The sequence below is a fragment of the Pseudomonas lini genome, assembly GCF_001042905.1.
Taxonomy (GTDB): Bacteria; Pseudomonadota; Gammaproteobacteria; order Pseudomonadales; family Pseudomonadaceae; genus Aquipseudomonas; species Aquipseudomonas lini.
On sequence record NZ_JYLB01000014.1, the window covers coordinates 1 to 25,144 of the forward strand.

At 57.8% G+C, this 25,144-nt stretch carries 19 protein-coding genes, 1 tRNA gene, 2 rRNA genes and 2 pseudogenes; 14 read left to right on the forward strand and 10 right to left on the reverse strand.

Annotated elements, in window-relative coordinates; genetic code table 11:
- The 5 genes from TU81_RS28055 to TU81_RS28075 all read left to right on the forward strand — a co-directional run.
- Window positions 1-81, forward strand: a 23S ribosomal RNA gene (locus tag TU81_RS28055); the annotation flags it as partial.
- 173 nt (window positions 82-254) lie between these two features.
- Window positions 255-370 (forward strand): 5S ribosomal RNA (rrf, locus tag TU81_RS28060).
- A gap of 149 nt (window positions 371-519) precedes the next feature.
- Entirely contained in the window at window positions 520-1,179 is a 660-nt protein-coding gene (locus TU81_RS28065; protein WP_038981549.1) for a paraquat-inducible protein A, read from the forward strand.
- Complete coding sequence (locus TU81_RS28070; RefSeq protein ID WP_038981550.1) at window positions 1,166-1,789, forward strand: paraquat-inducible protein A; 624 nt, start codon at window positions 1,166-1,168, stop codon at window positions 1,787-1,789. The genes TU81_RS28065 and TU81_RS28070 overlap by 14 nt, the downstream gene beginning before the upstream one ends.
- The gene (locus tag TU81_RS28075) at window positions 1,782-4,085 is read left to right on the forward strand and encodes a PqiB family protein (protein ID WP_048397725.1); all 2,304 of its coding nucleotides are present in this window, start codon (window positions 1,782-1,784) and stop codon (window positions 4,083-4,085) included. Before TU81_RS28070 ends, TU81_RS28075 begins: the two co-directional genes overlap by 8 nt.
- A 215-nt stretch (window positions 4,086-4,300) precedes the next feature.
- Here TU81_RS28075 and mksF read toward each other — a convergent pair whose 3' ends face one another.
- Genes mksF through mksB form a run of 3 tightly spaced genes read right to left on the reverse strand, consistent with a single transcriptional unit; the run spans window position 4,301 to window position 9,106 of the window.
- Entirely contained in the window at window positions 4,301-7,141 is a 2,841-nt protein-coding gene (gene mksF, locus TU81_RS28080; protein ID WP_048397726.1) for an Mks condensin complex protein MksF, read from the reverse strand.
- Complete coding sequence (mksE, locus tag TU81_RS28085; protein ID WP_048397727.1) at window positions 7,138-7,839, reverse strand: Mks condensin complex protein MksE; 702 nt, start codon at window positions 7,837-7,839, stop codon at window positions 7,138-7,140. The genes mksF and mksE overlap by 4 nt, the downstream gene beginning before the upstream one ends.
- A complete protein-coding gene (mksB, locus tag TU81_RS28090; protein WP_048397728.1) occupies window positions 7,829-9,106 on the reverse strand; it encodes an Mks condensin complex protein MksB in 1,278 nt (425 codons plus the stop codon). The genes mksE and mksB overlap by 11 nt, the downstream gene beginning before the upstream one ends.
- A 238-nt stretch (window positions 9,107-9,344) precedes the next feature.
- Here mksB and TU81_RS28095 point away from each other — a divergent pair, with 238 nt between their 5' ends.
- On the forward strand, window positions 9,345-10,085 hold the full coding sequence (locus tag TU81_RS28095; protein ID WP_048397729.1) for a hypothetical protein: 741 nt from the start codon (window positions 9,345-9,347) through the stop codon (window positions 10,083-10,085).
- Window positions 10,078-10,530, forward strand: coding sequence for a ribosomal protein S18-alanine N-acetyltransferase (gene rimI / locus TU81_RS28100; protein ID WP_048397730.1), 453 nt, complete (start codon window positions 10,078-10,080; stop codon window positions 10,528-10,530). The genes TU81_RS28095 and rimI overlap by 8 nt, the downstream gene beginning before the upstream one ends.
- Before the next feature lie 118 nt (window positions 10,531-10,648).
- Here the strand turns inward: rimI and TU81_RS28105 are convergent, their stop codons facing one another.
- Window positions 10,649-11,053 carry a serine kinase/phosphatase gene (locus tag TU81_RS28105; RefSeq protein ID WP_048397731.1) on the reverse strand — a complete coding sequence of 135 codons (405 nt, stop codon included), beginning with the start codon at window positions 11,051-11,053 and terminating at the stop codon, window positions 10,649-10,651.
- Window positions 11,054-11,227: 174 nt separating this feature from the next.
- On the opposite strand from TU81_RS28105, the gene can reads away from it, so the two are divergent.
- On the forward strand, window positions 11,228-11,872 hold the full coding sequence (can, locus tag TU81_RS28110; protein WP_048397734.1) for a carbonate dehydratase: 645 nt from the start codon (window positions 11,228-11,230) through the stop codon (window positions 11,870-11,872).
- A gap of 7 nt (window positions 11,873-11,879) precedes the next feature.
- Here the strand turns inward: can and TU81_RS28115 are convergent, their stop codons facing one another.
- Both TU81_RS28115 and TU81_RS28120 read right to left on the reverse strand, forming a co-directional pair.
- A complete protein-coding gene (locus TU81_RS28115; protein ID WP_038981558.1) occupies window positions 11,880-12,404 on the reverse strand; it encodes an SET domain-containing protein in 525 nt (174 codons plus the stop codon).
- 180 nt (window positions 12,405-12,584) lie between these two features.
- Window positions 12,585-13,757 (reverse strand): hypothetical protein, encoded by a 1,173-nt coding sequence (locus tag TU81_RS28120; protein ID WP_048397736.1) that lies wholly within the window; start codon window positions 13,755-13,757, stop codon window positions 12,585-12,587.
- A 614-nt stretch (window positions 13,758-14,371) separates the two neighbouring features.
- Here TU81_RS28120 and TU81_RS28125 point away from each other — a divergent pair.
- The 3 genes and pseudogenes from TU81_RS28125 to TU81_RS31250 form a co-directional block, all read left to right on the forward strand.
- Window positions 14,372-15,685 (forward strand): MFS transporter, encoded by a 1,314-nt coding sequence (locus TU81_RS28125; protein WP_038981560.1) that lies wholly within the window; start codon window positions 14,372-14,374, stop codon window positions 15,683-15,685.
- A gap of 208 nt (window positions 15,686-15,893) precedes the next feature.
- Window positions 15,894-16,580: pseudogene (locus TU81_RS31245) on the forward strand (PAS domain-containing protein); the annotation flags it as partial.
- 108 nt (window positions 16,581-16,688) lie between these two features.
- A pseudogene (locus TU81_RS31250) lies at window positions 16,689-17,120 on the forward strand (methyl-accepting chemotaxis protein); the annotation flags it as partial.
- 129 nt (window positions 17,121-17,249) lie between these two features.
- Here the strand turns inward: TU81_RS31250 and ggt are convergent.
- The 4 genes from ggt to TU81_RS28150 all read right to left on the reverse strand — a co-directional run bounded on the left by ggt (window position 17,250) and on the right by TU81_RS28150 (window position 22,709).
- Window positions 17,250-19,094 carry a gamma-glutamyltransferase gene (gene ggt / locus TU81_RS28135; protein ID WP_048397738.1) on the reverse strand — a complete coding sequence of 615 codons (1,845 nt, stop codon included), beginning with the start codon at window positions 19,092-19,094 and terminating at the stop codon, window positions 17,250-17,252.
- Between the two features lie 192 nt (window positions 19,095-19,286).
- On the reverse strand, window positions 19,287-20,069 hold the full coding sequence (locus TU81_RS28140; protein WP_038981563.1) for an LPS biosynthesis protein: 783 nt from the start codon (window positions 20,067-20,069) through the stop codon (window positions 19,287-19,289).
- Between the two features lie 389 nt (window positions 20,070-20,458).
- A tRNA-Met gene (locus TU81_RS28145) sits at window positions 20,459-20,535 on the reverse strand.
- Between the two features lie 116 nt (window positions 20,536-20,651).
- Entirely contained in the window at window positions 20,652-22,709 is a 2,058-nt protein-coding gene (locus TU81_RS28150) for a methyl-accepting chemotaxis protein (protein WP_038981564.1), read from the reverse strand.
- A gap of 324 nt (window positions 22,710-23,033) precedes the next feature.
- Between TU81_RS28150 and TU81_RS28155 the strand changes: the two genes are divergently transcribed.
- From TU81_RS28155 to TU81_RS28165, 3 genes are all read left to right on the forward strand, one after another.
- Complete coding sequence (locus tag TU81_RS28155; RefSeq protein ID WP_038981565.1) at window positions 23,034-24,251, forward strand: MFS transporter; 1,218 nt, start codon at window positions 23,034-23,036, stop codon at window positions 24,249-24,251.
- 124 nt (window positions 24,252-24,375) lie between these two features.
- Window positions 24,376-24,867 carry a hypothetical protein gene (locus TU81_RS28160; protein WP_038981566.1) on the forward strand — a complete coding sequence of 164 codons (492 nt, stop codon included), beginning with the start codon at window positions 24,376-24,378 and terminating at the stop codon, window positions 24,865-24,867.
- A gap of 4 nt (window positions 24,868-24,871) precedes the next feature.
- The gene (locus TU81_RS28165; RefSeq protein WP_038981567.1) at window positions 24,872-25,105 is read left to right on the forward strand and encodes a hypothetical protein; all 234 of its coding nucleotides are present in this window, start codon (window positions 24,872-24,874) and stop codon (window positions 25,103-25,105) included.
- The last annotated feature ends 39 nt before the right edge of the window (window positions 25,106-25,144 follow it).

Consider the following 25,144-nt stretch of genomic DNA (forward strand, 5'->3'; position numbering starts at 1 on the left):
CTACGACGTTGATAGGTTGGGTGTGTAAGCGCTGTGAGGCGTTGAGCTAACCAATACTAATTGCCCGTGAGGCTTGACCATATAACACCCAAGCAATTTGCTGACCCTTCTTTATAAATAAAAAGGGGCACCAGATTGCGGTGTGTGAAGACGAAACGAACCGAAAGTTTGTGACACTCACAAAACACCAGATCTATCACATACCCATTCGCTGGAGCGTAAGCCGCAAGGCAAACGACCTGGCTACCGAATTTCTTGACGACCATAGAGCATTGGAACCACCTGATCCCATCCCGAACTCAGCAGTGAAACGATGCATCGCCGATGGTAGTGTGGGGTTTCCCCATGTGAGAGTAGGTCATCGTCAAGATTAAATTCCGAAACCCCTATCTGCGTATGCAGGTAGGGGTTTTGTTTTGTCCGCAGGAAAAGAGCACTCCAGCGACAACACAAAATTGCACAGTTATTTTTGAGTCAGGACACTAGAATAGGTCCAACTTTTTTGGAGCCAGAGCCTTTATGCCAGATCCAGTTGACGCCCCAGGGCTGTCAGATTTACCGCTGGACGACTTGGTAGCGTGTCATGAGTGCGACTTGCTGATGCGCAAGCCTGAGCTTGCTCATGGTGAGAAAGCCATCTGCGTACGCTGCGGTTATGAACTGTATGCCCATCGACACAATGTCGTGCAGCGCAGTCTCGCCTTGGTCATTGCCGCACTGTTGCTGTATGTCCCTGCGAACTTTTTACCCATCATGCAGCTCCATCTACTCGGACAGTCGTCGCACGATACTGTCTGGAGTGGCGTTGTCGGTCTGTTCGATACCGGTATGCGAGGCGTAGCGGCAGTGGTATTTCTTTGCAGCATGGGGATTCCACTGCTCAAGTTGCTTTGCCAGCTAGTCGTGTTGCTGAGTATTCGCTTCGATATCGGACGCAGCTACGGTTTGCTGCTCTACCGCATTTATCACCATCTACGGGACTGGGGGATGCTCGAGGTTTACCTCATGGGCGTACTGGTTGCGATCGTCAAATTGGCCGATATGGCGGCGGTCACCGTAGGTCTTGGTCTGGCGTGCTTTATCAGTTTGTTGTTGGTTCAGGTCTGGCTGGAAGTAGTGATGTCACCGCACCAGATCTGGCAGGCTTTATCAGGAGAAGATGCCCATGCGGGCGATTGATGCAGGCATTCTGATTTGTGCCGAATGCCACGAGTTGAATAAACAGGAAGCCGATACCGACGAGCAGATTTGCACCCGCTGCGGCGCGCTGGTTCACGCCCGCCGCCCAAATAGCCTGATGCGTACCTGGGCGTTGTTAATCACGGGTGCGATTCTCTACATCCCGGCCAATGTGCTACCGATCATGACCGTCAATTCCCTGGGGCAGGGCGATCCGAGCACCATTATGTCCGGCGTGATCCAACTGGTTCAGCACGGGATGATTCCGATCGCCGCCGTGGTTTTTATCGCGAGCATCCTGGTACCCACGTTCAAGCTGGTGGGCATCGCATTGCTGCTGTTTTCGGTGCAGCGCCGCCAGCCGCTCTCGGCACGCCAGCGCATTCTGATGTACCGCTTTATCGAGTTCATCGGCCGCTGGTCGATGCTGGATATCTTTGTGATCGCTATCCTGGTGGCGGTTGTGAATTTTGGACGGCTTGCCAGCATCGAAGCCAATCTTGGCGCCATCGCCTTCGCCAGTGTGGTGATTCTGACGATGCTTGCCGCAGTAACTTTCGATCCCCGACTGATTTGGGATAACACGGAGTCGGACGACGACCATGACTGATTTGCCTAAAGCGAAAACCCGACCGGCCTCGAACTGGTCAGCCATTTGGGTATTGCCCCTGATCGCCTTGATCATCGGCGGCTGGCTCGGCTGGCGTGCCTACAGCGAGACGGGCATCGAGATTCAGGTGCGCTTCGAAAGCGGTGAAGGCATTCAGGCCAACAAGACCGAAGTCGTCTACAAAGGTATGTCGGTCGGTAAGGTGAAAGCCCTCAAGCTCGATGACGAAGGCAGCTCCAAAGGAGTGATCGCTACCATCGAGATGAACAAGGACGTGGAGCAATACCTCAAGACCAGCACGCGTTTCTGGCTGGTCAAACCAAGCGTGAGCCTGGCCGGTATCACGGGCCTGGAGACGCTGGTCTCGGGTAACTATGTGGCCGTCAGCCCGGGTGAAGGCGAGCCCACCCGCAAGTTCAAGGCCTTGGCCCAAGAGCCTCCGCTATCGGACGCCCAACCCGGTTTGCACCTGACCATCAAGGCAGATCGCCTAGGTTCGCTGAATCGCGGCAGCCCGGTGTTCTACAAACAGATTCAAGTCGGTCAGATCAAAAGCTACGTGCTGTCCGCAGATCAGAGCACTGTCGAACTCAAAGTCTTCATCGAGCCGACCTACGCCAGCCTGGTGCGTAAACATACGCGTTTCTGGAATGCCAGCGGCATCAGTATCGACGCCAACCTCTCTGGTGTGAAAGTGCGCAGCGAGTCCCTCGCCAGCATCGTCGCCGGTGGTATTGCGTTCGCCACTCCGGAGAATCGCAAGGACAGCCCGCCCACCGATCCAAGCCTGCCGTTCCGTCTTTATGAGGATTTCGATGCAGCCGCAGCGGGTATTCGGGTCAAGGTCAAACTCAGCGATTTCGAAGGCCTGCAGGCCGGTCGTACGCCGGTGATGTACAAAGGCATCCAGGTCGGTAATCTGAAAACGCTCAAAATTGACCCGGACCTGTCCAGTGCTAGTGCTGAGTTGACTCTCGACCCACTGGCGGAGGATTACCTGGTCACTGGCACCCAGTTCTGGGTGGTAAAACCATCGATTTCGCTCGCCGGTATTACCGGCCTGGAAGCGCTGGTCAAGGGTAACTACATCGCCGTGCGCCCTGGCGACAAGGGCGGGGCACCGCAGCGCGAGTTCGAAGCCCGGGCCAAGGCGCCGCCGCTGGACCTGCGTTCGCCGGGCCTGCACTTGGTGCTGTTCACCGAAAACCTCGGTTCACTGGAAGTCGGTAGCCCGATTCTCTACAAGCAGGTCAAGGTCGGTTCGGTTCAGAGCTATCAATTCTCCCGCACCAAAAAGCAGCTGGTGATCGGTGTGCATATCGAGAAGGAATACGAAGGGCTGGTCAACGCCTCGACGCGTTTCTGGAATGCCAGCGGCATTACGCTCACCGGTGGGTTGACCGGCGGCATTCAGGTCAAAAGTGAGTCGTTGCAAAGCCTGATGGCCGGTGGCATCGCCTTCGAAACCCCGGAAGCCAAAGCGCCGCTGCAAAAGCGTATTCCGCGTTTCCGCCTGCATGCCAACCATGATGAGGCAACGCAGAAAGGCACTATGGTGACAATCAAGGTCAATCGCGCCGATGGCCTGCGCAGTGGCACGCCGGTTCGATTCAAAGGCCTGGACGTTGGCAAGATTGAGGACGTCGACCTCAGTGATGACCTGCAATCAGTACTGCTGACCGCGCGGATCACAGAAGTGCCGGAGCGTATCGCTCGGGTCGGCAGTCAGTTCTGGGTGGTCAAACCTGAGCTAGGTCTGATTAAAACTTCGAACCTCGAAACTTTGGTCACCGGGCAATACATTGAAGTGCAACCCGCGCCGAAGAACCTCGGCCCGCAGAAAACCTTCGAAGCCTTGACCAATCCTCCGGAAACCGCCAAGGAAGAGGCTGGTTTAAGCCTGGTGTTGAGCGCTGCTCGTCGAGGTTCGCTGAAGACTGGCGTCCCCGTCACCTATCGCGAAATCACGGTAGGCAAGGTGACCGGCTATGAACTGGGCCAGACGGCTGATCGAGTGTTGGTACACATACTGATCGAGCCGAAGTACGCGCCGCTGGTGCGCAGTGGCACGCGGTTCTGGAACACCAGTGGTTTTGGTTTTGACTATGGCTTGTTCAAAGGCGCGACAATACGCACTGAATCGCTGGAGACGCTGGTTCAGGGCGGTATTGCTTTTGCCACGCCGGATGGCGACCGCATGGGTGTCCCGGCGCGGCCTGAACAAACGTTCCCGCTGTTCGATCAGTTCGAAGATGAGTGGCTGACCTGGGCGCCGAAGATTTCGATCGGCAAGTAGTCTGTCGGCGCCTGTGATACCGCCTTCGCGGGCAAGCCCGCTCCCACAAGGATCGGCGTCGTACACAAATATTGTGTACACCACCAAATACTGTGGGAGCGGGCTTGCCCGCGAAGGGGCCGTCAAGTTCACTGAAAGCTTCAGAATGTACCCATAAATAAAAAAGGCCGCGATCCATTGGATCGTGGCCTTTTTTATTACCTTCGATTCAAGCGTCAGACCGCATCCAGCTCCGGTTCGTCCGCCTGCACGTTAACAGTTGCCTTCACTTCATCATGGCGACGGATGTACTTCCAGTCCGCCTCGTCGATGTAAATGCCGTTCGGGCCGCTGCCGCCTTCCAGGTCGATGGCGACACTGGCGCAAACTTGCGGCTTCACACTCGCCAGAATCGGCACGAAGCCCAGTTGCAGGCTGGTTTCCAGCAGTGCTGCCTGGTTCTTCTCGTCGATGTCCGCCGCCTCGTCGAGGTAGTACGGCAGGCGCACGCGACCGGCCTGGTCGCGGTCCATCAAGTGCAGCAACAAGTACATGTTGGTCAGCGCCTTGATGGTCATGGTGGTGCCGTTGGACGCCGCACCGTCGATGTCGGTGTGGATCACCGGTTGGCCGTTGACCTTGGTGATCTCGAACGCCAGCTCGAACAGATCCTTGAGACCGAGTTGGTTGTGGTTCGCCGCCACCAGCCGCGCCAGGTATTCCTTGGCTTCTTCGTTCTTGTTGTCCTGATCGGCGCTTTGACTCAGATCGAAGACGGAAAGGGTTTCGCCTTCTTCGTACTGACCGGCGCTGTGGATGATCTGGTCAATGTGCTTGAGCGCTTCCTTGTTCGGCGCGAGCACGATACGGAAGCTTTGCAGGTTGGAGACCTGACGCTTGTTGATCTCGCGGTTGAACAGGGCCAGTTGATGTTCGAGGCTGTCATAGTCGCTGCGGATGTTACGCAGGGTCCGGGCAATGTCGGTGACCGCGGCACGGCGCGCCTTGCCGAGGGTCAGGGCTTCGTCGGTACGGTGCGCGTAAGCGTTGATCAGCAGTTGCAGGCGACGCTCCATATCGTCTTCGCTGTCGAACTTGGCCACACCCTTGAGGCGCACCTGCGCATACAGCGCTTCGATCTGACCATCGCTGCGCTGCAAACCCTGCCAGCTGTCCTGATAGTCATTGAGCAATGGCAGCAGGTTGTCCATGGAATCGTCGATCGGGTCCATGAACGGCGTGCCGAATGGCAGGTCCGCCGGCAATAGCTGACGGCGGCGCAGGGCGTCATCGAGGGTGCGTTGCTTGGCTTCCATGTCGCCGATCTGCCGGCCGACCAGTTGCAGCTTGGCCGACAGTTGCTGGACGCGCTCGGTGAAGGCATCGCTGGAACGCTTCAATTCGTCCTGAGCGGCTTCCATCTGCGCCAGTTGTTCCAGCTTGTCGCCTTCTTCGGCGCTCAGGGTTTGCGCGCGGCGGAAGTCTTCCAGGGCTTTCTGCGCATCCAGCACTTGCTGGTACAGCGCTTCAGTCTGGGTCTTGCTGGCCGCACGGTCGGCTGCCACGGCAGCTTGAGTTTTCAGCTGCTTGAGTTCTTTTTCCAGGCGGTCTTTCTGATCGCGCAACGCTGCGCGGTCAGCCAAGGCTTGCAGGGCTGGTGGCTCGATGTGCGAGATGTCGATGGACAGGCCCGGCACTTCGAAACGCTCGCCTTTGAAGCCATCAAGGATCAGCTCCATGGATTTGACCCACTGACCATCCTCGTCCAGCGTAATGCCATGCTCGCCCAGCGGGAGGCTGAACAACGCGCTGTTGAACAGGCGCATCAGGCGCTCGACGTCCTGCTGCGAGAATTCTTCGCGCAAACGGGCGTAGCTGTTGTTGTCGGCATGATCGAGTTGTTGCTTGACCGACTTCAGGCGTTTTTCCAGATCCCGCAGGCGCTCTTCCAGGTCTTCGGCGCTGAACTGCCGCGACTGGGCCAGTGCACCGGCCAGTTCGTCGTGCGCGTCCTTGGCGGCCAGCAGTTGCTGCTCGAGGACTTTGACGTCATCGACCAGCGCGAAGCGATGCTTGAGCACCGACAACTCGCCGAGCCATCGCTGGATACCGGTGATTTCCCGCTCCAGACGCATCAGCTCCTGAGTGCCACCACGCTGATCGTTTTGCAGCGCGTCCTGCTCGTTGCGGTAGTGCTCGGCCTGAATCGTCAGTTCTTCCTTGCGCGCACTGGCGTAGTCCGACCAGGTGCCGAGCAAGGAATCGAGCAGCGGCGAGATCCGGTGCAGTTTACCGCGCAGGATATTGCGCTGGGCCACGCCAGCGGCCAGTGCTTCAACCAGCGGGCCAGCGGTGACCAGCGAGTTGTAATCCTGCTCCATGCGACGTACATCGCGGAACGCTTCTTCACACGCTGCGATGTAATCGACGCTACCGGAACGCAGGCTGTGTTCGAAAGCATCGAGGAACAACTGCTTGAGTTTGGCCGCGGTGATTTCGCGCATGTGCAGCAAGTTGATAAACAGGGCCCGGAAGGTCTTCAGGCTCTGCTCGCTGGTGGAGCGCAGCGGGATCAACGTCAGGTCCAGCGGAATCGAAGTGTGGCCGCCAACCAGCAAACGACGCAGTTCATCCGGCTTGAGTTCGTAGGCTTTCAGGCCTTCGCGTTCGAGGTTGTTGAACAGCTCTTTCTGCCGCAGGCAGGTGTCGTCTTTCTGGTAATGGGCCAGATCGAGTTTGCCGGCATAGGCAAAGAACTGGTGACCGAAACCGCCGCCCGGGCCGCGGCCGACCACGCCGATTACGTGCGGGCCGTGGGGCAGGGAGACTTCCACCAGGATGTAACTGGTGTCCGAAGCGAAGTAGAACCGACGGGATTGCTCCAGGCTGTACTTGCCGAAACTCATGTCCGACATGCGCGCCAGAATCGGGAACTGCAAGGCGTTGATCGAAGCGGATTTACCGAGGTTGTTCGCGCCGTAAACCGACAGCGGCTCTTCCAGCGGGAACAGGCCGAGGCTGTAACCGGCGGTGTTCAAAAGGGCAAAGCGGCGAATGCCGTAGCGTTCCTTGCTCATGCGTCGGTCTCCTGTTCTTCGGCAATGGCGCGGGCCATGGCGTCTTCTTCGCTTTCTTCCTCGAAGTCGCTGAGGTCTAGCGGATCATCGGTTTGCAGCAGCTTCTCGTCGCTGTCGTCATCGATCAATACCGGAACTGGCAATGGCAGCACGCTGTGCAGGCTGGCCGCCAGATCGCGGTCCTGCTGAACCGACAGGCAAACATCGAGGAAGCGGTGCATCGGCGGCAGGAAGCGGTAGATGCCAGGCTCTTCGCTGGCGAAACCGAGTTGGGTCATGCGACGCATGATCTTTTCTTCCAGTTCGTCCTGAGTCTGGACCTCGGCCTGGATGAACAGGTCGCGGTACTTTTCCAGCAACGATGGCAGTTCATCTCGGCCGAGACTGCCGCCGTCGAGCACGGAGATCGGGTCGCGGCCCTGGTCGGCCAAGTGCTCGACAAGGATGAAGGTGAACAGCGCCAGACGTTGCGCGGTCTTGTTTACTGCCGCCGCAGCGAGGTCCGGCACAAAGTAGTAGAAACCCCGGGTGTCGCAGACCAGTTCAAAGCCCAGTGCCTTGAACAGCGTGCGGTACTGGTCCTGGAAGTTCGACAGTTGCGCGTACAGCTCCGGATCGCGGCGGCTGACGTGGTAGCCCTTGAACAGCTCGCGAAAGATCGGTGCCAGATGGGACAGTTCGGATAGATCAAGATGCATTTGGAATGCTCGCAGAATTCTCGGCGGCGGTGTCACCGGACGAGAGCAGGGCGAAGGAGCGCAGGCTGACCTGATGCTCGTGAGTGTGGTAATCGCGGCGTTCCAGACGCTCGCGTTTGAAGCGTTTTTCCCGCGACAGACGCGAGAACCAGTAGAGCAATTCGTCGGTGGCGCCGTCCGGCTCCTGCTCCAGCAGCCAGGTCATCAGGTCCGGCATCGGCAGGGCGTCTTCGCAGCGTTCGAGCATTTCCCGAACCGTGCGTGGCGCGCGTGGGGCTTCGCCTTTCTGGGTCTTGTGAGCCTTGGGGAAACGCGCAGGTTTCGGCTCGAAACGGGCCAAGGCGTACACGTAGGCTTCGACCTGACTGGCGCTGCCGAGGAAGGTGCTTTGAGGCCGGGTGAACATCGGCATCGCGGCTTGCGGTACCGCATCGATACCTTTACGACGAATGGCCGACAAGGCCAGCGCCGCGCCACGGGTCACGGCGTTGTGCCGGCGCGCTTCTTCACGCAACGGCAGCAGCAGTTCACGGGCATGACGCAAGGTCAGTTGGGCACTGGTCTGCATTTCGAGAATGCGCGCGTGGGTGCGCAGCAGCATGTCGTCGTCGACCAGATGGCCGAGGCGCTGCTGTTCAGTGAGCATCTTCAGCAGGACGTTTTCGACCTTGCGCACGCCTTGTTCGAAGGCGCCGTCAGCGTTCACCAACTGGATCATCGGCTCGACGTATTCATCCCAGGTCGCCAGTACTTCAGCGTAGCGTTGACGCAATGGGATCTGCCGGTCGCTGGTCTTGGCCCGCTCGGCGACGGCCACCAGGGCCTGTTCGTCGTTGGCAAGCTTCTTCAAAACGTCTCGCACGCGCATGTCGAGCAGACGCAACTGGCGCGCCAGATCGTTGCCGTCGCGAATCTCGAAGGCGTCCTGAATGTAACCGGCCAGGCGCTCGAGATGGCGCAAATAGGCTTCGATTTCCAGACACAGGCCCAGACGGTGCTCACGGCGCAGGTAAGCGAGGAAATCGTGGATCTGCGCATTGAGCTCGAAACGGTTCGGGCTTTTCGCCACGGGAACCAGAATATCGAGGCGGATCCACACGTCCAGAAGGCTGGTGATGTCCTGCGGTGTACTGTCGAGTTGCTGGGCGGCCAGTTGCGTGCGCAGTTCGTTGAGGCTCAGGGTGCCTTGGTCGAAGTGCTCGCACAGTGGCTCCAGAAGTGCCCAGTGTTCAGCGAGGGCGCGCAAGACGCGCTTGGGTTCGATCATCGGAATGGCCGGCTGGTTGGCGATTAAAAGCCGCGATTGTACTGCATCGCAGCCGTGTCGATTCACTCTCGGGATGGGCTGTCGCCATTTTTCATAGGTGGAAAGACTATCGGTGAAGTCTATCGATCAACAGCGCGGGCGATCTTGAGCGAAGGGCGGTAGAATCACTGCACTTTAGTTATCCACAAGTGGCCGACCTTTGCTTATCGAGTCCCGTCGCCGCGCTTATTTGACCGCCATGCAGGTGGTCAACTGGCTGCCGCGCACCGAATTGCCCTTTGCTGCGCCCTCGCGGCCTGAACTGCTGGAGATGCCCGAGCCGTTGGTCATCGCCAAGGTTGTACAGGCTCCTGTGGCTGAGACGCCCGTGGAACCGGTGGTCAAACCTGCTGAACGGGTAAAGATCGAGGTGCCACGGCCATCGTTGGCCAGCACGCGCACGAACGCCAAGGTCGAAGAAGAGGAAGCCCCGGTCGCGGTTAGGGCGCCGGTCGTTCCGCCACCGCGCTTCGCCCTGCAATTACTGCGTGCAGGTCGTTGCCTGTTGCTGGTGGAGTTACCCACAGGCGAAAGCTTCCAGACCCGCGATCCGGCCTATCTGTTGCTCAAAGACATGCTGCGCGCCGCCGGCCTGCCAGACAGCCCGCAAATCATCGGCGAGCCGGTGCGCTGGCCGCTGCTGGCACGCGGCACCATGGATCAAGGGCCGGAAGCGGCTCGGGATTTCGTACAAGGCTTTCTGTCGGCCCGTCTGGAAGACGCTCCATGCGTCTGCCTGTGGCTGATCGGACTGCCGGCGGTGCGTTTTGCCGGTGAGGCCAACGCCGAATCCTTCAACCGTGAACTTCAGGTCGAAGGCCTGGGGTCGGTCTGGGCCCTGCCGGGTCTGGAATTATTAATGGAAGAGCCACAGCGTAAGGCTGATGTCTGGCAAGCCATGCGTCGGCTGATGGCGCGCTGGAAAGAATCGAATGAGTGACGCTGTATCGTTCCGCCCGATGATCGAGGCGGACCTGGACACTGTACTGAAAATTGAATACGCGGCTTACAGCCATCCCTGGACCCGCGGGATTTTTCTCGATGGCCTGGGCAAGTACCAGATCTGGCTGATGTTCGAAGGGCAGCAACAGGTCGGTCATGGCGTGGTGCAGATCATTCTTGATGAGGCGCATCTGCTGAACATCACCGTCAAACCGGAAAATCAGGGCCGAGGCCTGGGTTTGACGCTTCTGGAGCATTTGATGTCGATTGCCTACAAGGCAGAGGCGCGGGAATGTTTTCTGGAAGTGCGCGACAGCAACCGGGCGGCGTTTCGGTTGTATGAGCGGTATGGGTTCAACGAAATCGGACGTCGGCGGGATTACTACCCGGCGGTTGGCGGGCGCGAAGATGCCGTGGTAATGGCCTGCACTTTGGTTGACTGAAACGCCCGTAGGAGCTGCCGAAGGCTGCGATCTTTGATCTTTCTATGTCGCGGCAATAAAAGATCAAAGATCGCAGCCTTCGGCAGCTCCTACGTTGGAATCCGGGCAGACCTGTAGATCAACGCTTGCCATCCATCGGATCGCGTCGCGCCAATTCCTCCTCATCCAGCCCATTGCCCCCGCCGATGTCGTCTTCATCGACAATGCTCAAATCCCAATCCGCCTGGTCGCCTTCACCCTCTTCGCGGCTGTCCCGTGCGCCGTCTTCACGGATCAAGGTTTCCGGGCTCATGTCATCGTCGGTGGACTCATGGTCATCGGTCGAGCCGCCGGTCATGCCAGCCTCACGGATGCGTTCGTCGGGCATCTTCTGCGCACGCTCGTGTTCGGGGATCAAGTCGCCGATTCTGGCGCTTGGTTCTTCCTCGTCGAAATCCAGCTCATGCACTGAGCCCATGCGGTCTTCGTTGTCGTCGATGGGCTCGGGTTGCGCTTCATCGAACGGACGTCGTGAATCAGTCATGGCATTCCCTCATACTGTAGGCCTTACTACAGTGGACCCACTGGGCTTGCGAGAATTCCACCGGCACGGAGCACCGGACAGCCATTTAATGCATCAGGGGAATCTGCATCTCGCGCGTGACCCCGACACAGGGTTGTCTGTCAAAGCAGCAAATCATTCTTGAGGCTTCATTGCATGAACGAATTACAAGATCTGATTGATAACAATGAGCGCTGGGCCGACGCGATCACCCAGGAAGATCCTGATTTCTTCGCCAAGCTGGCCCGTCAACAAACCCCGGAATACCTGTGGATCGGTTGCTCCGATGCCCGCGTGCCGGCCAATGAAATCGTCGGCATGCTGCCGGGTGATCTGTTCGTGCACCGCAACGTGGCCAACGTTGTACTGCACACCGACCTCAACTGCCTGTCGGTGATTCAGTACGCGGTCGACGTACTCAAAGTCAAACACATCCTGGTCACTGGCCACTATGGCTGCGGCGGTGTACGCGCCTCGATGCAGGACCGTCAGTTGGGCCTGATCGACGGCTGGCTGCGCTCGATTCGCGATCTCTATTATGAAAAGCGCGACGAACTGGCCAAGTTACCCACTGAAGAAGAACGGGTCGACCGCCTCTGCGAGCTCAACGTGATCCAGCAAGTGGCCAATGTCGGTCATACCAGCATTGTGCAAAACGCCTGGCACCGTGGGCAGAGTCTGTCGATTCACGGTTGCATCTACGGCATCAAGGATGGTCGCTGGAAAAGCCTGAACGCCACGATCAGCGGTTTTGAACAATTGCCACCGCAGTACCGTTTGCGTCCGGTCGAGGCGTTGTAAAAGCTTTTCAGCTGGGACTTCGTCGACGCCAGTGTTGAAAAAACTGTTCTCCATTGGCATTCGGCGACTCGTCATAGCCGATGACCCAGCCACGGCAGCAGGGACAACCGCAGCGGCAGGCGAACTGCCGCAGCAGCTTGTCTTCTGTCGCGGCGAAATCCATCGTCAGTCGGTCACCCTTTTTGATGTCTTTGAGCGCCCATAGCCACAGCTCGCTCATGTCGAGAAAGACGTTGGGGTCGCAGGAGTGGCTCAGTAAACCGCAGAAGCGCGGATCGTAGACGTGGATTCCTGGCGCCAGCTGCCGGGTGTGTCGACAGCGATAGGGCAACAGATGTCCAGAAACCCTGCAGACTCGACTGATGCGGGGGAATTCGCGCAGCGCCGTGACAGCTATTGCCGATCCCTCAGCGTTGCAGATGATTCCAAAATCGTCTTTGGAGGGGAATCCAAGGCGAAGGGGCAACTCTACAAATGGATAGATGCCATTGGATGAGGGCGGGGTTATTCCTTGCTCGGCATGAGCTCTCATAACAATCCTTGTCAGCTGGGTGCTACGACCTCTGTCTGCTGACATCCTGTCAGCTCTGCAGCACATGGGTATGCCCCAAGCCTCTCGCAAATGAAACAATTGATCTACTGTCAGATATGACAGGCGAAAAAAGCTCTTCCCCGCGTCAGCCATGGCTCACGCGGGAAAGACTTTCATCGTTTACAAGTGTGGGGCAGGAGCAGAAGTCGCAAGAGACGGGCTCTTCAGCTGTTTCAGCTGGGATTTGACCGTCGTTGTTGCGCATTTGGCCACGGCCTGTTCGGGCGTCAGGCTGCGGATCGAGGTGTAGAACAGTTCGCAGGTTTTTTCTTTCTGGGTCACTTGCCAGGTCTGAGTACAGCTTTTCAGCTGAACGGTAGGGTCAGTGCCCGGTTTGCTGCCCATCCCGGCCTGCCAGCACGCGGCGCTCAAATCCTGCCCCATGACTTTCAGCCCCGCGGCGTCAGCCTTGGCCTGGGCATCGCTGCCGCTGTAGGCTTCGGGATCTGCGGCGTACCAGATGTAGCTCGGATGGTTGGAACCCAGTACCGGCACCTTCACACCCTCGCTCGGGGTGATGGTTGCCAGGCCCAACACGTCTACGGTCGGCCCGTATTGTTGCTTGATCCAGTTACGCACTGGCGCGCCGAAGGCAACCATTGGCAACGCAGCGCCACTGGCGTTCTGGCTGACTTCCTTGACCATGGTGGTCTGGTAATCCTTGAAGTAGTTATAGACGCCTTCGAGGTCCTTGCCGGCGCTGGACGGCGCGGCAATCGGTGCGATGTCGATGATGGTCTGATAGCCCGGTGTCTGGTCGTCAGGGATGCCATTGGCGGTCAGCAGCGTGGCCCAGCGATCGGTTGTCTTGGACTCCAGATAGTCCTGAGCCTGGGTCAGCGAGTAATCCGGCGGGAAGTGCAGCAGTTCGACGCTTTTACGGTTTTCCAGTGCCATGCCCAGCGGCAGGAACAGATACCAGTTATAGGTCCATTTACCATCGGCACTCAACTTGCTGGCGCCGTTGTAAGCCAAATCCCCAGCGTTGAGCAATGCGGTCAATGGCTTGTCATAGCCTTTGGGCACACCGCTGATATTGGCGTAGAGCTGCTTATTGTCGGTTTTGACCACCACTTTTGCGGTTTTGTAGCCATCGCGTTGTACGCTTTGGGTCAGGTAGTGCTCGACTGTCTGTTCCAGCGTCCAGTTGCGATAGCAGATGACGTTGCAGTTGTTGGGGTAGGCGAACAGCCGGGTGACACGTTCGGTACTGCCCAGGTTCAGATCGACATCGGCGTGAGCGGCGGCACTCAGGGTGAGGGCTGCGAGGGTGAGTCCTGTGAGTTTTAACATGCTCAGATCCTTTTCAGCGTGGTCCCGATGATGGGATGCATGCCATATTGGATCAGAGGCGTTACATATAAAAGTGGATTCTCATGGTTTTTTTTACAGGACTGCCCCTGCCTATTTACGGGCCTGACGGGGGAGAGTCCGGCCCCCCAAGTAATTTGTCCGGGACCGGGTGAATATAAAGTATTACAACAAGTGCAATGCCAAATGACTGCCAGCGCGCAGGTATTCTATTTGTGCAACAACAGCATCCTTTACGATGGCTTCGCCTGTATCGGTACTAAAGACATCTGACTTGTTCATCCTTGGGTGGTGTTATTTTTACTTTGAAAAAGTAGGTTGTGAGACGCCGAAGTTTAACCCGCTGATTTATATATTTGAGATAGGAAGTGACTGGGTTTAATGTCAGGCGCAATCGAGTCTGTATGTCGGACCAGTCTTGATCGTTGCCGATTAGGCAGATGACGAGCCCCGTCCGGTTGGTGTCAACAGTCAACCAATCGGTCCGTTGCGGTGACGCTGTTTGTGCGTTTGGGACGATGGTCTAACGGGTTGTCCACAAGCGCATTTGCGTAGACCATGGACGCCTTGGTTTTTTGCCTGCCAGAGTTTTTTCCGTGACTACCAATAACGATGCGCGTCCGGCGCCCTTCACCCGCTCGGACTACAAGACACTGGGGCTTGCAGCCCTTGGCGGCGCGCTGGAAATCTACGACTTCATCATTTTCGTATTTTTCGCGCTGACCCTCAGCCAACTGTTCTTTCCGCCAGAAATGCCCGAGTGGCTGCGTCTGCTGCAAAGCTTCGGGATCTTCGTCACCGGCTACCTTGCGCGGCCTCTGGGCGGGATCCTGATGGCGCATTTCGCCGATAAATTGGGACGCAAGAAGGTTTTCAGCCTGAGCATCCTGATGATGGCGTTGCCATGCCTGCTGATCGGGATCATGCCAACCTACGCCCAGATCGGTTATTTCGCTCCAATGCTGTTGTTGGCCCTGAGGGTCCTGCAAGGCGCGGCGGTGGGCGGTGAAGTGCCAAGTGCCTGGGTGTTCGTCGCCGAGCACGCGCCGGTAGGACATCGCGGTTATGCCCTCGGTTTCTTGCAGGCCGGGCTGACCTTCGGTTACCTCATCGGCGCCTTGATCGCGACTTTTCTGGCGCAGGTGTTCACTCCGGCGGAAATCCTTGATTACGCCTGGCGCTACCCGTTTCTCCTGGGCGGTGTGTTTGGCGTCATCGGTGTCTGGCTGCGTCGCTGGCTCAGTGAAACCCCGGTATTCATGGCCATGCAGGCCCAGCGCGAGGCTACTGTCGAACTGCCGCTGTGCACGGTCCTGCGCGAGCACCGCCTGGCGATGCTGCCGGCGATGATTCTCACCTGCGTGCTGACCTCGGCCGTGGTGGTATTCGTGGTCATTACCCCGACCATGATGCAAAAAACCTTCGGCATGACCGCCAGTCATACCTTCGCCCTGAGTGCCTTGGGCATCGTGTTTCTGAACATCGGTTGTGTACTCGCGGGGCTGCTTGTCGATCGCATCGGCGCCTGGCGCACGGTGATGCTGTATAGCCTGCTGCTACCTTTGGGTATCGGCGTGCTCTACACCTGCCTGATCATTGAAGGCCAGTGGATCGGGTTGGCCTATGCAGTGGCAGGCCTCTCTTGCGGGGTAGTCGGCGCGGTGCCGTCGGTGATGGTCAGCCTGTTTCCGGCGCGAATTCGTGTCTCGGGGATTTCCTTTACCTACAACATTGCCTACGCCGCCTGGGCCAGTATCACGCCGCTGTTGTTGATCGGTCTGATGCCGTGGAGTCCATGGATTTGTGTGATTTTCTGCGCAGTGATGGGGGCGGTAGGCGTCAGCAGCGCAGCGTATTTCGGTGCGCGAGTACCGCGAATTGGGCGCCGTTCGGTAGCTGGCGCGGTATAAAGGTGATCGTGTTGCCACTATTTTTGTAGGACAACCCCGAAACACTCTTCAGAAAATATCCCCAAGGCCGATGGTTAGGCGGTATGCAGCTTTTTATCCCTGTCCATCGGTGCTTTCCATGTTCAACAAACGCTTGAAGCAGGAGCTGTCGGCTCTTCGCGAAGAACTCTCCAGCCTTCAGCAAGTCAAGGAGAGCCTGGACAGCGAGATGCTGGCCCTGACTCTTGATTCCGATGGCAAGATTCAATCGGCCAACCAGAACTTCATGAGTGAAATGCTCTACAAGAGCAACGATCTGGTCGGCCGAAACATCGAAGACATCGTCGCGGTTCATGTGAAGTCGGACGAATTTCACCGCCGCTTCAAGACTGCATTGACCCGTGGCGAGCACTTTGCAGGCACGGTTCGTTTACTGCGGGGCAACGGCGCCGAAGCCTGGCTGCGGTCGATCATGCAGCCGGTGCGGTCCTCGGATGGCCGGATCAAAAACTTCTCGATTTACTCCAGCGACCTGACACGCACCATCGAGGCGTCCCGTGAACATGAGAACCTGATCGGCGCACTGGTGCGTTCGACCGCGGTCATCGAGTTCGACCTCAATGGCAATGTGCTGGCGGCTAACGAGCGGTTTCTCAATGGCATGGGTTACAGCCTGGCGCAGATCCAGGGCAAACATCACCGCACCTTCTGTGCGCCAGAGGATTACAACAGCGCCGAGTATCAGAACTTCTGGCGCCGCCTGAACGCTGGCGAGTTCGTGGCTGGTCGCTTCAAGCGCATCGACAGCCACGGTCGCGTGGTCTGGCTGGAGGCTTCCTACAATCCGGTGGTCGATGCCAACAACAAGCTCTACAAAGTGGTGAAATTCGCCACGGTGATTACCGATCAGGTTAATCAGGAGCAGGCCGTCGCCGAAGCGGCCAACATCGCCTACAGCACCTCGTTGCAAACCGACAACAGCGCCCAGCGCGGTACCACGGTTGTGACTCAAGCGGTGGACGTCATGCGAGACTTGGCCAAACACATGCAGACCGCTGGCGAAGGTATCGAAGCGCTGAACGAGCAATCGCTGGTGATCGGTACCATCGTCAAAACCATCAGTGGCATCGCCGAACAAACCAACCTGTTGGCGCTCAACGCGGCCATCGAAGCTGCTCGCGCGGGTGAACAAGGTCGAGGTTTTGCCGTGGTGGCTGATGAAGTCCGGCAACTGGCCTCGCGCACCAGCCAGGCGACCGACGAAATTGTCGGCGTCGTACGCCAGAACCAGGATATGGCGCGTAACGCCGTGGCCCTTATGACCGATGGCAAACTCCAGGCCGAACAAGGTCTGGCGCTGGCGGCGGAGGCGGGTACGGTGATCGTCGAAATCCAGGATGGCGCACAGAAAGTGGTGAACGCGGTTGGGCAGTTTGCCAATCAGTTATCGACTTGATGCTATCTGTGCGGCATGAATAGCGCTAAAAAGGTCAGGCCTGCTTTTGCGGCTTGATCAGACTAGGATTCTTCGCTAACAAAAAAAGGCCTACCTCCCGGTAAGCCTTTTCTTATGCCTGCGTACGACTCAATCCCCCAACGCTTCCCCCTCGCGCCGCGGATCGGCCCCGCCGGCCAACGCCGCTTTACCCTGTGCATCCTTGACCCGAACAATTGCCTGAGTCCCGCTGGTCATGTCGATTTCGTTCACGTTGTGCCCTTTGTCCTTCAGTGCCTGAATCAGCTCTGTACTGAACTGCCCCTGTTCCAGTTCGGTCGGGCCGTTGCGGCTGCCGAAGTTGGGCAGGTTGATGGCCGCTTGCGGGTCGAGGTTCCAGTCGAGCAGGCCGATGGTGGATTTGGCCACGTATTCGATGATCTGCGAGCCGCCGGGGGAGCCGACGGTGGCCAGGAACTCGCCGTTCTGACGGTCGAAGATCAGCGTTGGCGCCATGGACGAACGCGGGCGTTTACCCGGTTCAACGCGGTTGGCGACTTTTTGCCCATTCTCTTCGGGGATGAACGAGAAGTCGGTCATCTGGTTGTTGAGCAGAAAACCCTGGACCATCAGGTGCGAGCCAAACGCTGCTTCCACGGTGGTGGTCATGGACACGGCGCCGCCTTCGTCATCGACCGCCACCACTTGCGAGGTAGAGATGCGCAGTGGCGAGCGGTCTGGCGCATAGGCAACCTGAATCCCCGGCGGGGTGCCGGGTTTGGCCATGCCCATACTGTGGTCGCCAATCAACGCGGCGCGGCTGGCCAGATAAGTCGGGTCGATCAGACCTTTTACCGGCACGGGTACGAAATCGGTGTCGGCGACATACTGTGCTCGGTCGGCGTAAGCCAGTCGCTCGGCTTCGGCGATCAGGTGCACAGCTTTCGGGGTTGGTTCAATGCCCGCCGGTTTGCTGGTTTTGACCGGTTTGAGTGGTGCCAGGGCAAAACGCGGGTCGCGGGATTCCAGCGCCTGCAAGGTGCCGAGAATTTGCGCCACGGCGATCCCGCCCGACGACGGTGGCGGCATGCCGCAGACCTGCCAGCGTTTGTAGTCGGTGCACAGCGGCCCGCGCTCCTTGGCCTTGTAGCCTTGGAGATCGTTCAGCGACAGGCTGCCGGGGTTGGCGTGGCCCTGAACCTTGGCGACGATCTCTTTCGCGATCGGGCCTTTGTACAGCGCGTCGGGACCTTCCTTGGCGATGCGCTTGAACACTGCGGCGAGTGCCGGGTTTTTCAGCTGTGTGCCGATGGCTTTCGGGCTGCCATCGGCGTTCAGGAAGTAGGCGGCCATGTCGGGTGAGCGCGGTATGAACGTGTCTGCCGTGATCAATTGATGCAGTCGTGGCGAGATGGCGAAGCCTTGTTCCGCCAGTTTGATGGCGGGCTCGAACAACTTCGCCCACGGCAGGCGACCATGCTTTTGATGGGCCAGCTCCAGTGCCCGCAACACACCCGGCGTCCCCACTGAGCGTCCGCCGATCTGTGCCTGGGTGAACGGCATCGGTTTGCCGTCGGCTTGCAGGAACAGTTTCTCGGTAGCACCGGCCGGAGCGGTTTCGCGACCATCATAGGTGCGCACAGCCTTGCCATCCCACAGGACAATCAACGCTCCACCGCCGATACCCGACGATTGTGGCTCGACCAGTGTCAACACCGCTTGCATGGCAATGGCCGCATCAATCGCCGAGCCGCCCTCGCGCAGCATCTCCCGTCCGGCTTCGGCTGCCAGCGGGTTGGCGGCTGCAGCCATGTGTTTGGAGGCGTGTCGGGTCTGCAGGTCGGTGCGATAACCAGAGGCGATTTCTGGCGCGACCGGCTGGGTTGAGACGGGTGGCGAAGAGGGCGGGGTATTACACGCGACGAGGGTTAAAGCGGTGGCGATCAGCGAAAAGGCTGACAGGCGATAGCGACTCAAGTGGAAGGCTGAGAACACGCGGAGCACTCCGTCCATGGGATAAAAGGTCCGGGGACTTTATCGAGCGAGGGCATGGTGTGCAAATCAGGGTTCTCTCGCCACATTTCTCATGGCATAAAAAAACGGCCTACCTTTAGGTAAGCCGTTTCAAGCATTGGGTGGTACACCGTCATTTGAGCTCGACCGTTAATCTAAAGACTTGCAAGAGCTTTATTTTTTTGAACAATCCAAGTCATACACGTGGGCATTGAGATCATCCAAATGTATCTGGGGGATAATGTCGGCTGGAATTCTTGAGGAATTGGAAAGGTTGTAGACGTGGAATTGATCACTGATTACTTTTCTCGCCACTATTTTGAATGACGGTAAAATCCTGGTGTGAAAATGTTGATCCAGTCCGCAAGGCGAAACTACGGTGTTTTTCTCCTCATAAAATCGACTGACAGCCTGATTCAGGTCAACCCCCACCATCACCACCTTATTGAAACCAGCGTGATAAGCGATTTGCAGAGCCACATAGGCGACAGTGCGTGCGTCGAAAAAACCGCGTTTCAGATTTTTGCTGAAGCCGATACGCCGATTGCGACGCTTAAGAAAATTACGATTTCTTATCAGGTCTTTATCTACACCAATAAGTTCGCCCCAAGAAAGCTTCGGCGCCTTGCTCAGCAAAAACACTTCCCCTTTTGGCGCAACTGATAGTTGCTGAACCTGGTCCTCCCATAAGGCAACTCGCTCACTAAGAAGCAAGGCTTGGGAGAACAGTTCCGGCTGCTGCTCGGAAAAGTTTTTATCGGTACAGGCATAGAAAAAAGGCTTAACGCCAGTTCCGATAAACTTTGAGATTGCCCCATTCATTGTGATCATGGGGACATCTGCGAATTGTTCAGGATGAAAGTCTTTGGCAGACGCTCCCGAGGCTACAATAAAAACAGCGCCTTTATGAATATTGCGACACTCGTCAAAGTCACGAATATTAATCCTAGCGCTCATTCTTGATTAGTCCTGTTGGATCATTTGATGCGATATCGGCACCAAACAATATTTCTGAAACGTGATTTGTGAAGCGTTAAATTGTATCAAGTTATGTCTTGGATATTTTGCGAATGAGGTTTCATGCTACGGGTGCAAGGTCCAGTGTGCCATTACGGCTTTTCATATGGCAAAAAATCATCCTGATACCGTCGAAACTCCGCGGTGGGAGGATGGTGGTGGATGTCCTGAATTTCGCCTGAAGAAAAAACGACATATCTGCGACGAATATTCATGCGTTCGGGCCATGGGGGAGAAGCAAAACGAATGCCCCAGACACAAGAAAGCCCGCACTAGGCGGGCTTCTTGTGTGGTTTATAGACTTCAGTAGATGTCTGTAAACCGGTACTTGGTGGCTACACAGGGACTTGAACCCCGGACCCCAGCATTATGAATGCTATGCTCTAACCAACTGAGCTATGTAGCCAAGTGGCGCGCATTATTCACCTGGAACGAAGATGCGTCAAGCGTAAATTTAAAATATTTCTCCACACTTTCAACCGCTTATCCCGCTGGCCCGAAAAATCGGGTCAGGAGAGGGCGTCAACCGAGCTGAAATCTCCCGGTATTCTCACTCAAGGCCTTGCTGCCTTGGCTCAAGGTGTCTGCGGCCAGGTTCACCGCCCGTGCGCCTTCAAGTAAGCGTACCGCGGCCTGATCGACTTGCTGGATGTTGCCGCTGACTTCATCAGCGGTGCTCGCTTGCTCTTCGACAGCGGTGGCGATCTGCGCCAGGGTGTCGGTGACACTCTGTACCGCGCTGGCGATTTCCCCCAGGCGCTCGCCAAGACCGGTGACGGCTTGCGCATCCGATTGGGCTTGGCCGCAGGCGGCTTCCATCAGGCTTACCGCTTCATTCACGGTGCTGCGCAAGCTGTCGACGGTGCCGGCGATTTGCGCGGTGGAGGACTGCGTGCGTTGCGACAGACTGCGCACTTCATCGGCCACCACGGCAAAGCCACGACCTTGCTCGCCGGCCCGTGCGGCCTCGATGGCGGCGTTGAGGGCCAGCAGGTTGGTCTGCTCGGCGACGCCGCGAATGGTATCGACCACCAATTGAATCTGCTGCCCCTGCTCGCTGACCCGTCCCAGTGCCGCCGCAGTGTCGTTCAAACGCTGATTGAGCTGCTGAATACTCGCTGTCGTGCGTTGGCTGTCACGGCTGCTGTCGGCGGCGATGCGCTGGGTGTGCTGCGCGCTGCCTGAGGCCTGTTCGCAACTCTGGGCGACCCCTTGAGAGGTCGCGGCTAATTGCGTGGCCGCAGCGGCGATCTGGCTGATTTGCAACTGCTGAGCTTCGACTTCCCCAAGGGCGCCACTCGAGTGATGGTTGAGGGTGCGCACCGCGTTGCTCAGCTGCAAGGTCTCATGATCGACCCCCAGCAGGCTGTTACGCAGTTGCACCACTGCGACATTCAAGGCGGTGCTGATAGCAGCCAGTTCGTCGCGGCCCTGCACCGGTACTTGCAGGCTCAGGTTGCCGTCACGCAACGCTTCGGCCAGTAGCGTGATGCCGCTGGCGCTGCGACGGATCGAGGCCTGCAAGCAGATGAACAGGTACAACGCAGCCAGTAGCAGGCAGCCAAAAACTGTCGCCACCAGGATGAATTGGCGGATGGCCGAGCCGTGGTAATAATCCAGCCGCTGATCCAGCGAAACCAACGATTGCTGGCGCAGCGAGGCGAGGTCGCCGAGGAGGGCGTCGAGACTGCGTTCAAAGTCTTGCGGCTTGAGGTTGATGCTGCCGCCGAAGACACCCTCGTCCAGCACTTTCAAACCGGCGTCCAGGTGCTTGAGACTGTCGTGGTATTGCCCGGCCCAGGTTTTCAGGGCGCTGGGCAGGCGTGCTTCCAGCAGGCCTGCCGTTTTAACAAGCTGCTCCCGGGCATCGCCGATGCGACTGCGCAAGTCCCGCAGTTGCAGGCGGCTTTGCAGGGTGAACTGCCCGGATACTACTGAGGCCTGACCGACGGCGGCGAGACGCCCGACCCGTTCGATCAGATCTGGCGCGTGTTGAGTGGAGATTTGCGTCAGCAGCCAGGTTTCCAGCCACGGGGCGAGGGTCAGGCGACTGTCCATGGCGATTTGTTCGCGCAAGGCTTGCAGAGCACTCAAGGCATTGGTGAAGCGATCGTAACCGTCCGGCCACCAACCGACGCTGCTCAGGCTTTTCGAGTCCAGGCCGGTGAGGGCGCTTTGCAGGGCTTGATAGCGGGTGAGGGTTTGACCCTCGGCGCCTTCGGTTTTCAGGGAATTGCCCAGGTCCGTGGTGGCTTGGGCGACAGCCGGCTGAACTGCGTCGAACGCTGCCATCGCCGCGATGGTTGCGGGTGTCGGCTGGCGATTGGTTTCGGTGGCGCGCCAACGAGCGGCGCGGTCACGTTGGGCGGTGAGCAGATTGTCGAGCGCATCCAGGGCGAGCAATTGACGAACCCCGGCGCGTTCGCCGGAGATCAGGTTCAACTTGTCACGATAATCCTGACCGATCATCCACAGACTGCCCGCCAGTGGCAGGATAAACAGCAGAAACAGCAGCTGAAATTTGCGCGCGAAGCCGAAGCGCCCCAGTAGCCCGATCCCCGGTGATAAAAAAGCCTGCATGCCCCATGACTCCTCTGGACACCACGCACCATTGGCGTGCGTCGAAGTCATTGCGACCGCGACTCGTGCCCTTCTAAAAGGCCTCGAAAGTTCACCCTTGGTCCGCTCTGTAGGCCGACTCTGTAGCGAAACTTCCCATTCTCGGTTCCCTTTGTAAGGGGCCGCGTTGAAGCGGATAAACAAGGCAAGATTCAGACCATGGCTTTGCGCTATCACCTTATTTTTTGAAGTCGTTAGCAGGCTAAGGGGATGGCGCACCTGCACCGAAAAATGGCACATTGACCGACCTGCCAGTGCGCACCCATCCGCAGTACGGAAACTCTCATGGCTATCAGCAATGCTCAGTCCGCCGCCACGTCGGCGCCCGCCACTTCACAAAGCAGTCCGCTGGTTATGCGCATCATCGGCGCGGTGGCGCTGGCGCATTTGATCAACGACCTGATTCAGGCGGTATTGCCATCGATCTATCCGATGCTCAAGGCCAGCTATGGCTTGACCTTCACCCAAATCGGTCTGATCACCCTGACCTTTCAACTGACGGCCTCGCTGTTGCAGCCATGGGTCGGTTATCACACTGATCGTCATCCCAAACCCTGGCTGTTGCCGGCCGGTACCGTCTGTACATTGATCGGCATTCTGATGATGTCTGTGGTCGGAAGTTTTCCGATGATTCTGCTGGCGGCGGGGTTGATCGGTGTCGGCTCATCGACCTTTCACCCGGAAGCTTCTCGTGTGGCGCGACTGGCCTCGGGGGGGCGTTTCGGCTTGGCACAGTCGACGTTTCAGGTCGGCGGTAATGCGGGTTCGGCTTTCGGGCCGTTGCTGGCGGCGGCGATCATCATTCCCTACGGTCAGGGTCATGTGGCCTGGTTCGGATTGTTCGCGCTGTTTGCGCTGTTCGTGCTGTACCGGATCAGTCGTTGGTACGCCAACCACCTGAACCTGTTCAAGCTCAAACAAGGTCAGGCAGCGACTCACGGCTTGTCGAAACGACGGGTGATCAGCGCACTGGTGGTACTCGGGTTGCTGGTGTTCTCCAAGTATTTCTACATGGCCAGCCTCACCAGTTACTTCACGTTCTACCTGATTGAAAAATTCGACCTGTCGGTGGCCAGTTCGCAGTTGCACCTGTTCCTGTTTCTAGGTGCGGTAGCGGCGGGGACCTTCTTCGGCGGGCCGATCGGCGACAAGATCGGGCGCAAGGCGGTGATCTGGTTCTCGATCCTGGGCGTCGCACCGTTCACCCTGATGCTGCCCCACGTCGATCTGTTCTGGACCAGTGTGTTGAGCGTAGTGATCGGTTTCATCCTCGCCTCGGCGTTCTCGGCCATCGTGGTATATGCGCAAGAGCTGGTGCCGGGGAATGTCGGGATGATTGCTGGCGTGTTCTTCGGCCTGATGTTCGGCTTCGGCGGGATTGGCGCGGCGTTGCTCGGGTATCTGGCGGATGTCCACGGCATTGAGTACGTGTACTTCCTTTGTTCGTTCCTGCCGTTGCTTGGTGTGCTGGCGATCTTCCTGCCGCGAACCAAAAAAGTCTGACCCGTACCGAACGGTATAGAGATTTGTAGTATTAAAGCGCGCCTGCAGCCGTGATTGCCGTTTGCGCAAATCACTATCCTGATGGAAACTTCGCGCCTTTCTGGACTCGATAAGGATGCGAGCAGTGGAGTTTGACAGGAATCAATTTATCGCCAATCACGGCATTGTCTTCAGCGTCACCCGTTTCAGCGTCACCCCCAGTGACCGGGGTGGCCTCAGGACGCTCCATTTCGGGGAAGCGAAATCGGCCCATTTTGAGGTCAGCAGTTTGCTGGTCGAGCTGTATGACAAGATGCTCGCCAAAGATCTGCCCTGCGTGATGATGGTAGGTATCTCCAACCCGCTGACCCGCAAGCAGGGTGACCTGCTCAACGACCAGCGCATGAGTATTGCCAACATGACCGCCGGGATCTTTACGGCGGCTGGCTCTAAAGTGCCGGTTATTGGTCTCGCTGCCGGACCGGCGGCAGGCTATTTTGGCCGAGAGTTGGTGAAGAGCAAGTTACCGGCCTATCACGCTGGCGATGTCATCGTCAGTCTGGACGCTCAAGTCAGCGGCGGTATCGGACCGCAGCGCTCGGTGTCTTCCATGATCATCAAGTCCCAAGGGGCATAGGCCCATGAGTCTCTACAGTCAGTATGCGTTGGCCGGTCTGGGGATTGTGCTGCTGTACACTTGCATAAGGAGCTACGTACTCAGGAAATGGCTGGGTGTTGCTCTGGTCGGTTTGGGCTTTGGTGTGATATTTGTGCTGCCGCCCTACATTGGCAGCATCGATGTCGGGATCTTTGCAATCGCGATAGTGGGGGCGGGGGCTTCGATGTTCTTCAATCGGAGTAAGTACCGAGTGTGAACATAACGGTGGCAGCGCCTGAAAAAGGAGCCGCCGTAG